Raw genomic sequence first — 11,713 nt, 5'->3', positions numbered from 1 at the left:
ATGGTCACCGACCACCGCAAGCTGCCACGACGCCGGGGCGAGGCCCTCAGCGCCGCGATCTACCAGGCCACGCTCGACGAGCTGGCCGAGGTCGGCTACGCCGGGCTGACCATGGAGCGGGTCGCCGAGCGCGCCAAGGCCAGCAAGGCCTCGCTCTACCGGCGCTGGCCCACCCGCATCGAGCTGGTGATGGAGGCGGTCTACCAGTCGCTGCCCAGCCCGGAGAGCTCGCCCGACACCGGCAGCCTGCGCGGCGACCTGGTCGCCATGCTCACCCGCACGGCCCAGGCCCTGTCGGGCCCGGCCGGTGAGGCGATGCGCGGGCTGCTGGGCGAGGCGCTGCGGGGCGAGTCGCCGCTGGGCACCATGCGCCGCAACTCCCAGGGCACGGCCAGGAAGCTGATGGAGGAGGTCGTGCGGCGGGCGGTCGAGCGCGGCGAGGTGGATCCGGCGGACGTCACCCCGCGCCGCCTCGACTCCGGGCACGCGCTGCTGCGCCACCACTTCCTCTTCGAGGGCCCGCCGATCCCGGAGCGGCTGGTGGTCGAGATCGTGGACGAAGTGCTCGTGCCCCTGCTCAAACCACACACCACCGGCTGACCGCCCCGGCACCGCCGGTGCAGCGAAGTGGGCGACGGCGCGCGCCCGAGGAAGGCGGCGCGCGCCTGAGGAAGGCGGCGCGCGCCTGAGGAAGGCGGCGGCGGCGCGCGTCCGGGGAAAGACGGCGATGACGCGCCTGGGGAAACCGGCAGTGGCGCGCCGCCGGGAAGCCGCCTGCCTGCGCCGCGCCGCCGCGAGGGCCGCTCAGATGCGGGTCGGGCCGAGCGGTGAGTGCCCGGGCAGGGCCGCCGGGTCGTCCGGGGACCGCCTGAGCGCGGTCCAAGCGACCAGCGCCGCCAAGCCGACGCTGATCAGCGCCCCGGCCGCCACCGCCGCCACGTGCCACGGCGACCCGTCCCGCACCCCCAGCACCATCAGCCCCATCACGGCCGGCCAGGCGATCGCGTTCAGCATGGCCGCCACCGCCAGCGACCTGCCGGCGGCCCGCGCCGCGCCCGCCATCAGCGGGGACGCCGCCGCGGCCAGCGGCAACGGCAGGACCAGCGCCATGAGGGCCGGCACGAAGAAGCCACCGGCCATGGCACTGCCGAGCGCGCCAACGGGACGCCCCCAGCCCAGCTCGACGCCGACGTACATCATCAGGACGAGCCCGATCGGGAGGGCCAGGATGAGCGCCGTCACCAGCACCCGCCGCCCCGTCGCCCGCGCCGCCGCACCGTAGGGCGCCCGCTTGCCCGCCGCGCGCGCGGCGATGCCGAGCTGCAACGGCGACAGCAGCGCCATCGCGCCCGCCGCGAGGAAGCACGACATGGCCGTCCTGAACAACCAGCCGGCCTCGGACGCCTGCTCCGACGAGAACACGAGGCCGGACGCGTCCCGCCCGGCCGGGCCCCACAGCAGCCACAGGGCGTAGACGCCGGCGACCAGGACCGCGGAGAGCGGCACGCGCAGCGGCCGGGCGCCGGGGATGCGGCGGTGGTGCAGCCACGCGTCGGCCGCCCCGGCGGCCAGGTCGGTCACCGTGCGCAGCCGCACCGGCCGCGCGGCGATCAGGTCGGCGACCTCCTCGCCGTACCGATCCCGCCAGGCTTTCGGGTAGAGCCTCAGCACGGCCCCCGCCACGCTCCGCATCATGCCTGCCCCCACGCCACTCGCCGGACTCCCGCCTGCTCCACCCGGCGAAGCGTGGCGAGCTGCTCGCGCAGCGCGTCACGCCCGCTCCCGGTGATCCGGTACGGCTTGCGCCGCTCCGCCGACTCGACCGGCTCGATCCAGCCGCGCTCCTCCAGCCGCATCAGCGCCCCGTAGAGGGTGCCCGGCTCCAGCGACGTGCCCGAGAACTGCTCGATGTCGCTGATCATCAAATATCCGTGTTTCTGCCCCTCTGCGAGGCTGATGAGCACCAGCAGCGCCACGTCCGTGAAGCGGCCGAGCTCCTGAGACTTCCGAGCCATGTATTCAGTAAAACTTAGTAAGTCTCACTGAGCAAGCCCGATCGTCCCCGCCGTCACCCGCATGCTGTGCCCGAAGGCGCCCCGCCGGTCCTCGATCGTGTTGTTGAACTGGCCGAACACCTCGAAGTTGACCCATCCGTACAGGGTCGTCCAGGCGGTGAGCGCGCGCCAGATCACGTTGTCGGGCACCCCCGGCATGAGCTCGCGGAACCCGGTCACGTCGGGTTCCAGCTCGCGCGGCGCCTCCTCGTCCGGCGCGCGCACCGCGCCCGCCTGCCAGGCGTCGGACATGAGCCGGCCCAGCACGGCCACGTCGCGGATGCGGGCCTCGACCGTGTCCTGCGGGGCCTGGTAGCCGGGGACGGGGGAGCCGTAGATCAGCGCGTACTCGTGGGGATGCGTCACCCCCCACTCGCGTACGGCGTGGCAGGCGGCCAGCCATCGCCCGAGGTGGTCCTCGCGGGAGACCGCGGCCTCGCCGCGCTCGACGGCCTCGCCGAGCGCGTTGTAGCCGTCGATGATCAGCGCGGTGAGCAGGTCGTCGCGGCTCGGGAAGTAGCGGTAGATGGCCGAGGAGACCATGCCCATCTCCCGTGCCACCGCCCGCAGCGACAGGCCGCCGGCCCCCTCGGTGGCGAGCTGGCGGCGCGCGATGTCGGTGATCTCTCTGGTGAGCTCGGCCCTGACGCGTTCTCTGGCAGTGCGGCTGGCTGTCATGAGCATCAGATTACCAGAGCGGTGCCAAAAAACGAGAGCACTGCTCTTGACGACTGATGCTCTCATGAGAGAGCATTGCTCTCGTAAGCGGAACATCCCCCACCCGGAGGCCCCCATGCTCACCCTTGCGAAGAACGCCAACGCGCTGCTGATGTTCCTGCTGGAGCTCGGCGTGCTGGCCGCCGTCGCCTACTGGGGCTTCACGGTCAGCGGCAACTGGGGCGTCAAACTGCTGGCGGGGCTCGGCGGCCCGGCGCTGTTCATCACGGCCTGGGCGCTGTTCGGGGCGGGTGGCGGCGCGAACGCCACGTACCCGCTCACCGGCCTGGCCCGCGCCGCGCTGGAGATCCTCTGGTTCGGCGGCGGCGCCCTCGCGCTCTACGCCTCCGGGCTGGTCACCTCCGCCGCCATCTTCTCCGCACTTTTCATCCTCAACGCGGTTCTCCGCATCGTCTGGAACGAGGTCTGATCATGGGTAAGCACGTCGTCGTGGGTTCAGGTCAGGTCGGCGCGCACCTCGCCGGCAAGCTTCTCGCCCAGGGCCACGAGGTCGTGGTGGTGACGCGGTCGGGCAGCGGCCCGGCCGGCGCGGTCAAGGTGGCCGCCGACGTCGCGGACCAGGACCGGCTGATCGAGGCCACCCGGGGCGCCGACGTCCTGTACAACTGCGTCAACCCGAAGTACCACCGCTGGCTCACCGACTGGCCGCCGATGGCCGCGTCGTTCCTGGCCGCCGCCGAGGCGAGCGGCGCCGTCTACGTGATGCTCGGCAACCTCTACCCGTACGGGCCCGTCACGGGCCCCATGACCGAGGACCTGCCGCTCTCCTCCCCGAACCCCAAGTTCCGGGTACGCGCCCAGATGTGGGCCGACGCGCTGGCCGCGCACGAGGCCGGCCGGATCAGGGCCACCGAGATCCGCGGCTCCGACTACTACGGCCCCGGCGCCACCGACCAGTCCTACCTGGGCGACCGCTTCACCGTGCCGCTCAGGGCCGGCAAGACGATCATGTCCGTCTGGCCGGTCGACCTGCCGCACAGCTGGACGTACCTGCCGGACGTGGCCGACACGATGATCACGGCGGGCGCGGACGAGCGGGCCTGGGGCAGGCCGTGGCACGTGCCCACCGCGGAGCCGCTGACCTTCCGTCAGATGGCGCGGCGCATGGCGGCCGTGGTGGGCGCCCCCGAGCCCCGGCTGCGTGCCATGCCGTGGCCGGTGCTCCGGGCTGCCGGGCTGTTCTCGCCCATGCTCGGCGAGATGAAGCACGTCCGCTACCAGTTCACCGCGCCGTACGTGCTCGACTCCTCGGCCTTCCAGCGGACGTTCGGCGCCGCGCCTACCCCGGTCGACGCGGCGCTCAAGGCTACGCTCGACGGATGAAGATAGCCATGATCGGTCTGGGTGACATCGCGGAGAAGGCCTACCTTCCCGTGCTGGCCGCCCAGCCCGCTCTCGACCTGCACCTCTGCACCCGCAACGAGGCCCGGCTGCAACGGCTCGGCGACACCTACCGGATCGCCGCCCGGTCCACCAGCGTGGACGAGGTGATCAAGGCCGGGGTGGACGCGGCGTTCGTGCACGCGGCCACCGACGCCCACCCGCAGATCGTCGAACCGCTGCTCAGCGCCGGCATCCACGTCTACGTCGACAAGCCGATCGCCTACACCCTGGCCGAGTCCGAGCAGCTCGTCCGCCTCGCGGAGGCGGAGGGCAGATCCCTGATGGTCGGCTTCAACCGCCGGCACGCCCCCGGGTACGCCGAGCTGGCCGCCCACCCCCGGAACCTCGTCCTCATGGAGAAGCACCGGCACAACCTGCCCGACTTCCCGCGCCGGGCCATCTTCGACGACTTCATCCACGTGGCCGACACGCTCAGGTTCCTCGCGCCGGGCCCGGTCACCGGCACCACGATCAGGACCCGCGTCAGGGACGGCCTCATCGAGCACATCGTCCTGGAGCTGTCGGGCGACGGCTTCACCGCCCTAGGGATCATGAACCGGATGAGCGGCGCCGCCGAGGAGAGCTGCGCGGCCATGGGCGACGGCGCCAAGCGGCGGGTGGTCAACCTCGGCGACGTCATCGACTACCAGGGCGGCGAGACGCTCGCCCGGCGGCCCGACTGGGTGCCGGTCGCCAGCCAGCGCGGGATCGAGCAGATCTGCCTGGAGTTCCTGTCGGCGGTGCGCGACGGGCGCCGCCTCGACGCCGCCGACGCGCTGGCCACCCACGCCCTCTGCGAGGAGATCGTCCGCCACGCGACCGAGACCGAGCAGGCCCAGGCGGCCGGCTGAGACCGTACGGGGACAGGCGGCCGGCTGAGCCGGGGCTTCGGCGGCGTCAGCCGGTGGGCCTGAGCCGCATCTCCCGGTCGGCCCTGGCGAACATCCGCTCGAACGGCCTTCCCCCCAGCCGGGTCAGCACCGTGTAACCCTTGTCGTCGTTCAGCGGGCTGGACGACGACACGACACCCGCCACCGCCCCGCCGTACAGGGCCGGGCCGCCGCTGCCACCGGCGGCGGCGTGGCAGTTGCGCGTGACCATCAGCCCGGGCCCCGCGGAGACCCCCTCGACCGCGTCACCCACGCACCGGTACATCTTCGTCCCCGGATACCCCCGCCCCGCCGGGTAGCCGAGCAGTTCGAGCCCGCGCAGCCCGGTGCCCCTGCTCGTGCGCATCGCCGACAACCCCCGCCCGGTGACCGACTCCAGCGGCCGCTTGCCGCCGGCGACGCCGACCAGCCCCACGTCGTACGGCAGCAGCTCCGACGAGTACGGCCTGCTGCGCCACCTGGCCGGCACCCACGCCCGCACGACCGGCCACACCCCCAGCGGCGGCCGCCCCCGGTCGAACCCGGGCAGGAAGGCCAGGTGCCTGAGCAGCCGCCCGTTGTGATACAGGCAGTGCGCGGCCGTCAGCACCAGGCTGCGGCTGCGCGAGCCGATCACCGTGCCACCGCACAACACGTCCGTCTTGGCGACCGGATCGTGGCCGAGCAGCACCCCGGTCAGCCGCCGCGCCCCCGTGTAGGGGCGCGGGACCGGCGCGTAGCCCAGGCGGTCGCCGTCAGGGGTGAGCACGCGGGGAACGGGGACGTTACGTTGGGACACCTCGGCGACGGCGGCTGGATCGAGCAGGGCGAGAGACAGAGCCAACCTGAGCACCCTGCCACTGTAGGCCGAAGATGATCAGCCCTCTGACCTGCGACATGAGGGTTTACTAAGTCGTGTACTGGGAACCCAGCGCGCGCAGCCGGGCGTGCGCAGACTCGTAGACGCCCGGCGCCCCGCCGAGATACGCCTTGGGCAGCTTGGCGACCATCGTGTAGTTCGTGTCGCACACGTTCCCCACGGGCGCCTGGCCCGCCTGGCTGACGAGCTGGTAGGCGTCGAGCGTGTCCAGGCCGGTCAGCTCGGAGGTCCAGGTGACCAGGTCGTGCTGGCTGATCCGGTACGCGTCCTCCAGCGGCCTGGCCGATCCGGTGGACATCAGGTGCAGGTCGTCCTCCAGGCGCGGCCACGGCGTGGCCACCCCCTTGATCAGCTCGACCGCGACCACGGTGTTCATGGCCGACTCCACCGCCGTCCCGCACACCTCGCCGTGGCCCTGCAGCCCGTGGCCGTCACCGATCGAGAACATCCCGCCCTCGACGTTGACGCCCAGGTAGACGGTGACGCCGGCGCGCAGCTCGGGGGTGTCCATGTTGCCGCCGTGCGCGTCGGGCGTGATCGTCATGCGGGCCTCGTTCGCGGCGGGGGCCACGCCGACCGTCCCGTGCATGGGGTCGAGCGGCAGCGCGACGCTGAAGTCGCTGTTGCGGGCGTGGTAGACGGCGACGTTCCTGTCGAGATCGATGTCGTAGCGCCAGACCCGCTCCTCCAGCGGCGGCTGCAGCATGGCCGTGGTGTGCGTGCCGGTCAGCGCGCCGAAGTGGGGGAACGTCGTGGAGACCGCCCAGTCCCTGGCCGGGGTGATCTTGATGAAGTGGAGAGCCAGCGTGTCGCCCGGCTCGGCGCCCTCGACGTGGAAGGGACCGGTCACCGGGTTCAGGTACGGGAACTCGCACACCCGGGACGGCAGGTCGTCCACGGTCTGGACCCGCCCGCCGAAGCAGTCCTCGGTGTAGAGCTCCAGGATCGTGCCGGGGCGTACCTTGCCGACGGCGGGCCGGCCGCCGAAGGTGTAGCTCAGCTCCTCCGGCTCGGGACGGAAGGAGACGACGTTCATTTGACCTCCGTGGGGAGTGCGGGCTTGCGGCCCATCAGGTACGAGCCGCCGAGGACGACCAGGCCGAGGGCCAGCCAGATGCCGCCGACCCACTGGGCCGCGACGTTCTGGTTGATCACGACGGCCACCAGGACGGCGAAGCCGATCACGGGCGCGACCAGGTGCGCCCAGTAGTTACGGCTGCGCTGCCTGATCAGGTAGTGGACGACCACGGCGATGTGCAGCAGCAGGAAGGCGCTCATGGCGCCGAAGTTGACCAGCGAGGCCAGCTCGCCGATGCCGTTCTCCCTGGTGCTCATGTAGACGCCGAGGATCAGCGAGATGGCGGCGACCGCGAGCGTGGCGTTGACCGGCACCTTGTGCTTGGGGTCGACGACAGCCAGGAAGCGGGGGAGCTGCCGGTCGCGGCCCATGGCGAACAGCAGGCGCGAGGTGGCCGCCTGGGCGACCAGGGAGTTGGCGAAGCCCCACGCGATGGCGGTGGCCACGGCGGTGAGCACCGACAGCCACTGCCCGCCCGCGAACGCCGCGGTGTCGTAGAACGCGCTGCCGGCGGCGTCGCCCTCGGCGATCAGCTTCGCCCGGTTCGGGGTGAGCAGTGCCGCCACCCACGTCTGCACGACGAACAGCACGGCCGCCACGCCGAGCGCCGCCACCATCGAGCGGCCGAGGCGCCTGGCGTCCTCGCGGTTCTCCTCGGCCAGCGTGGAGATGCCGTCGAAGCCGAGGAACGACAGCACGGCCACCGACGCCGCGGCGAGCACCACGCTCCAGGTGAAGGAGGAGGACTCGAAGAGCGGGGTGAGCGCGCCCGTCTGCGCCTTGCCCTGGGCCAGCGCGACGCCGCCGACCACGAGGAAGATCGCCAGCACGGCGAGCTCGGCGACCAGCATGATCCGGGTGATCCTGGCGGTCATCTGGATGCCCAGGTAGTTGACGACCGTGTTGAGCAGCACGAAGATCACGAGCCAGCCCCAGATGGGGATCACCGGCACGAACGAGTTCATGGCCGCGCTGGCCACCAGATAGAGCAGCGAGGGCACCAGCACGTAGTCCAGCAGGATCGCCCAGCCGGCGATGAAGCCGACCGGGGCGGCGATGCCACGTCCCGCGTAGGTGTAGACCGACCCCGCCATCGGGAAGGCGCGGGCCATCTGCGCGTACGACAGGGCCGTGAACGCCATCGCCACCAGGCCGATGACGTAGGCCAGCGCCACCATCCCGTGGGAGACGGCGAAGACGTTGCCGAAGATCCCGAACGGGGCGATCGGCACCATGAAGATCAAGCCATAGATCATCAGGTCGGCGAAGCCGAGGGAGCGCTGAAGCTCCTGGCGGTAGCCGAACTGCTCGACGCTGCTCATGTACGGCTCCTAGTGCTTGGGGGGCGATTGGCACCTTAGAGCCAAAGCTTTCTACTGAAAAGGTTTCTCCAGAAAGAAGTCCAGGCCATCGGCCCTGCCGAGGTGGACGGGCTGGCGTACCTGCCGGTCGAGCAGCGTCAGCGTGCCGCGGGCACTGGTGATCGTGGTGCCGTCGGCCACGGCGTCGAGCTCGGGCACCGCCAGCGAACCCGCCCGCGCGCACAGGGCCGCCAGCATCGCCACCGCCTCGTAGCAGCCGTGGCCGTGGGCGTTCAGCATGGGCGCGTCCTCGCCGAACCTGGCCGCGTACCGCTGGGAGAAGTCCAGGCTGGCCGGGGTCGGCAGGTCGCGGAAGTAGCCCATGGACGCGTACAGCTCGCCGGTCGCGTCGCCGCCGATGCCCAGCAGGCCGTGCTCCTCCAGCGCCCCGCACAGCCGGGCGGCTCGCAGCCCCGACGAGGTGAACGCCCGGTTGAAGGCCACCAGGTCGCTGCCGATCAGCGTCAGCAGGATGGCGTCGGGGCGGGCGTCGGCCACCCTGCCGAGCCGGCTCGCCGCCTCGCCGTACCGGACGAAACACTCGCCCACCACCGTCGCGCCCGCCGCGCGCAGCCGCCTGCGGGCGCTGGCGTGCACCAGGCGCGGCCAGACGTAGTCGTTGCCGAGCAGGTACCACCGTCGCGCCCGGCGCGGGCCCGCCAGGCGTTCGATGCCCGGCGCGAGCTGCCGGTCGGGGGTCTCACCGAGGAAGTAGACGCCCGGCGCTCGCCCGCCGCCCTCGTACGGCGGCGCGTACACGAACGGCACCCGCCCCGCGATCGCCGCCACCACCGCCACCCGGACGTCGCTCGCGTGCGCGCCCGCCACGCCCTGCACCGTGCCCGACCGGACCAGGCCGGCCACCTCGGCCGCGACCTGCCCGGCGGGCCGCCCGCCGTCGATCAGGACCAGCTCGACCGGCCGGCCCAGCACCCCGCCCCGGGCGTTGACCTCCTCGGACGCCAGCACGGCGCAGTTGATCGCACACGGGCCCATCAGGCCGAGCACCCCGGACACGGGGACGATCAGGCCGATCCTGATCGAGCCGGAAGGGAGGAGCCGCGCTTCGAGAGGATCGACGGTCGCCGCCACGCCGACGAGTATCCTCCCTTCTAGCTCCCCGTCGAAAGGACCTCACCATGACGACCTCTGGGCTCGGGTCCTCACTCGCCTACCTGCTCAGCCGTGCGGAGCGCGGCGTCAACCGGGGGCTGGCGGCGGTGCTCGCCGGAGAGGACGTGACGGTCGAGCAGTGGCGCATCATGCGGGCGCTGGCCGACGGCCGGGGCGAGTCGATGGGGGAGCTCGCCGAGGCCGTGCTGATGCCGCACCCGACGCTGACCAAGGCGGTGGACCGGCTGATCGACCGGGCGCTGGTGTATCGCGGGCCGGCGAAGGGGGATCGGCGCAGGGTGGCCGTCTTCGTGTCGGGCCGGGGGGTCGAGCTGCTGGCCCGGGTGGACGGGGCCGTCGCGGAGCAGCAGGCGGTGATCGCGCTGGCGTTCGGACGGGAGCGGACGGAGCGGCTGATGCGCGACCTGGAAAGCCTGGTCGAGGCCCTGGACTACGCCGAGCTGCGCATGTGAGGCGCTTTCAAAGCCACAAGCTCCTGGGAACCCCCACGGGCCGCCGCCGTCGCGGACGGTCACTTCGGCACGGCGGGACGGGATGCGTGACCTACGGTGAGCGCAGCGGGTCTCCGACACGCATATCGGCGCCTCGCCCGTGGGGGTTCCCAAAAGCCTGTGACCTTGAGCCCTCACCCCCGGTCGCGCTTCTTGGCGGTGTCCGCCCAGATCAGCGCCACCACCCCGGCCAGCGCCACCCCGAGGTAGGCGGGCAGGGGCAGCTCCACGAGCCGGTGCAGGAACCCCCACTCGTTGCCGAACCACATCCGTCCGATGAACCCGCCGAGCCCCTGGATGACGGCGATCACGGCGACGACTTGGATGATCCCTCTCATGCCGTCCACGATCGCAACGCGGGGCCCGCCCCGGCATCGAACCTTGGGCGAGCCCCGTGCTACTTAAGTAGCGCTCACGGGTAGAGGCCGCGCATCTGGTGCGCCTCGGCCACCCGGCCCACGCCGATCACGTGCGCCGCCTGCCGCAGCGTCAGGCCGCGCTCCGCGGCCAGCGAGGTGACCTCGGAGAAGGCGCCGAGCATGAGGTCGCGCAGCTTGAGCTCGATCTCGCCCGAGCTCCACGCGTACGCCTGCATGTTCTGCACCCACTCCAGGTACGACACGATCACCCCGCCCGCGTTGGCCAGGATGTCGGGCACCACCGTGGTGCCGTTGGCGGCGAGGATCTCGTCCGCCTCGGGCGTGGTGGGGCCGTTGGCGCCCTCGACGACGAGGCGGGCGCGGATCCTGGGCGCGTTGGCCTCGGTGATCACGCCTTCGAGCGCGGCCGGGACGAGCACGTCCACGTCCAGCTCGAACAGGTCGTCGTGGGACAGCGCGTCGGCGTGGCGGAAGCCCCGCACGCCGGCGGTCTCGGCCGCGTACGCGCGCAGCCGCGCCACGTCCAGCCCGCCGGCGGAGTACACCGCCCCCGTGACGTCGGACACCGCCACGACCTTGCACCCGGCGTCGGACAGGTACTGCGCGGCTAGCGCGCCCACCTTGCCGAAGCCCTGCACGGCGACGGTCACGCCCTCGGGCGAGCGGCCGAGCGCGGCCAGCGCCGCGATCTGCACGCCGCGCGAGGTGGCGCCGGTGCGGCCGAGCGAGCCGCCCAGCGTCATCGGCTTGCCGGTGACCACTCCGGGCACCGAGTAGCCGGCGCTGACGCTGTAGGTGTCCATGACCCAGGCCATGGTCTGCTCGTCGGTGCCGACGTCGGGCGCGGGGATGTCCTTCTCCGGGCCGATCAGCGGCAGGATCTCGCTGACGTAGCGGCGGGTCAGCCGCTCCAGCTCCCGGGTGGTGAGCCCGGCCGGGTCCACGGCCACGCCGCCCTTGGCGCCGCCGTATGGGATGCCGACCAGCGCGCACTTCCACGTCATCCACATGGCGAGCGCGGTGACCTCGTGGATGTCGGTGCCGGGATGAAACCGGAGGCCGCCCTTGGCGGGGCCGCGCGAGACGTTGTGCTGGACGCGGAAGCCCTGGACGACGTCCAGGCGGCCGTCCTCGCGCCGCACCGGGACCGAGACGGTCAGCGAGCGGCGGGGCGTGGCCAGCATGGTGCGGAGCCCGTCGTCGAGCCCGAGGTGCCCGGCGGCCTGGTCGAGTTGGTGGAGAGCGGAGTCGAGGGCCTGGCGGCCCGGGGTGATCAGGGCCGGCGTCGTTGACGGCACCATGATGCTCATGGAAGAGGTTCCTCCCGGTATGTACGCCCTATTTG

General features: G+C 72.2%; 14 protein-coding genes. 5 read left to right on the top strand and 9 right to left on the bottom strand.

What is annotated here, in order from left to right; genetic code table 11:
• Positions 1-600, top strand: a complete 600-nt coding sequence (locus HD593_RS45055) for a TetR/AcrR family transcriptional regulator (RefSeq protein ID WP_185109047.1) — start codon at positions 1-3, stop codon at positions 598-600.
• 204 nt (positions 601-804) lie between these two features.
• On the opposite strand, the gene HD593_RS45050 is transcribed toward HD593_RS45055, so the two are convergent.
• Genes HD593_RS45050 through HD593_RS45040 form a run of 3 tightly spaced genes read right to left on the bottom strand, consistent with a single transcriptional unit; the run spans position 805 to position 2,732 of the window.
• On the bottom strand, positions 805-1,695 hold the full coding sequence (locus tag HD593_RS45050; protein ID WP_185109046.1) for a hypothetical protein: 891 nt from the start codon (positions 1,693-1,695) through the stop codon (positions 805-807).
• Positions 1,692-2,015 (bottom strand): PadR family transcriptional regulator, encoded by a 324-nt coding sequence (locus HD593_RS45045; protein ID WP_185109045.1) that lies wholly within the window; start codon positions 2,013-2,015, stop codon positions 1,692-1,694. Before HD593_RS45045 ends, HD593_RS45050 begins: the two co-directional genes overlap by 4 nt.
• A gap of 24 nt (positions 2,016-2,039) precedes the next feature.
• Positions 2,040-2,732: a TetR/AcrR family transcriptional regulator gene (locus HD593_RS45040; protein ID WP_185109044.1), complete on the bottom strand. Its 693-nt coding sequence runs from the start codon at positions 2,730-2,732 to the stop codon at positions 2,040-2,042.
• Between the two features lie 115 nt (positions 2,733-2,847).
• Between HD593_RS45040 and HD593_RS45035 the strand changes: the two genes are divergently transcribed.
• From HD593_RS45035 to HD593_RS45025, 3 genes are read left to right on the top strand one after another with little or no spacing between them, the layout of a single operon-like run.
• On the top strand, positions 2,848-3,201 hold the full coding sequence (locus tag HD593_RS45035) for a YrdB family protein (protein ID WP_185109043.1): 354 nt from the start codon (positions 2,848-2,850) through the stop codon (positions 3,199-3,201).
• Between the two features lie 2 nt (positions 3,202-3,203).
• Positions 3,204-4,115, top strand: coding sequence for an NAD-dependent epimerase/dehydratase family protein (locus HD593_RS45030; RefSeq protein WP_185109042.1), 912 nt, complete (start codon positions 3,204-3,206; stop codon positions 4,113-4,115).
• Positions 4,112-5,026 (top strand): Gfo/Idh/MocA family protein, encoded by a 915-nt coding sequence (locus HD593_RS45025; protein ID WP_185109041.1) that lies wholly within the window; start codon positions 4,112-4,114, stop codon positions 5,024-5,026. The genes HD593_RS45030 and HD593_RS45025 overlap by 4 nt, the downstream gene beginning before the upstream one ends.
• Before the next feature lie 46 nt (positions 5,027-5,072).
• On the opposite strand, the gene HD593_RS45020 is transcribed toward HD593_RS45025, so the two are convergent.
• Genes HD593_RS45020 through HD593_RS45005 form a run of 4 tightly spaced genes read right to left on the bottom strand, consistent with a single transcriptional unit; the run spans position 5,073 to position 9,455 of the window.
• On the bottom strand, positions 5,073-5,897 hold the full coding sequence (locus HD593_RS45020; protein ID WP_185109040.1) for a trypsin-like serine peptidase: 825 nt from the start codon (positions 5,895-5,897) through the stop codon (positions 5,073-5,075).
• Between the two features lie 55 nt (positions 5,898-5,952).
• Entirely contained in the window at positions 5,953-6,960 is a 1,008-nt protein-coding gene (locus HD593_RS45015) for an acetamidase/formamidase family protein (RefSeq protein WP_185109039.1), read from the bottom strand.
• Positions 6,957-8,324, bottom strand: coding sequence for an APC family permease (locus HD593_RS45010; RefSeq protein WP_185109038.1), 1,368 nt, complete (start codon positions 8,322-8,324; stop codon positions 6,957-6,959). Before HD593_RS45010 ends, HD593_RS45015 begins: the two co-directional genes overlap by 4 nt.
• Positions 8,325-8,375: 51 nt before the next feature.
• Positions 8,376-9,455 (bottom strand): substrate-binding domain-containing protein, encoded by a 1,080-nt coding sequence (locus HD593_RS45005; protein ID WP_312904178.1) that lies wholly within the window; start codon positions 9,453-9,455, stop codon positions 8,376-8,378.
• A gap of 47 nt (positions 9,456-9,502) precedes the next feature.
• On the opposite strand from HD593_RS45005, the gene HD593_RS45000 reads away from it, so the two are divergent.
• Entirely contained in the window at positions 9,503-9,949 is a 447-nt protein-coding gene (locus HD593_RS45000) for a MarR family winged helix-turn-helix transcriptional regulator (protein WP_185109037.1), read from the top strand.
• A 173-nt stretch (positions 9,950-10,122) separates the two neighbouring features.
• On the opposite strand, the gene HD593_RS44995 is transcribed toward HD593_RS45000, so the two are convergent.
• Both HD593_RS44995 and HD593_RS44990 read right to left on the bottom strand, forming a co-directional pair.
• Positions 10,123-10,326, bottom strand: coding sequence for a hypothetical protein (locus HD593_RS44995; protein ID WP_185109036.1), 204 nt, complete (start codon positions 10,324-10,326; stop codon positions 10,123-10,125).
• 74 nt (positions 10,327-10,400) lie between these two features.
• Positions 10,401-11,678 carry a Glu/Leu/Phe/Val family dehydrogenase gene (locus HD593_RS44990; RefSeq protein ID WP_185109035.1) on the bottom strand — a complete coding sequence of 426 codons (1,278 nt, stop codon included), beginning with the start codon at positions 11,676-11,678 and terminating at the stop codon, positions 10,401-10,403.
• Between the last annotated feature and the right edge of the window lie 35 nt (positions 11,679-11,713).

It is taken from the genome of Nonomuraea rubra (assembly GCF_014207985.1).
GTDB lineage: Bacteria > Actinomycetota > Actinomycetes > Streptosporangiales > Streptosporangiaceae > Nonomuraea > Nonomuraea rubra.
Note: the sequence above shows the minus strand (reverse complement) of the source record. Positions and strands in the feature narration are given on the sequence as shown.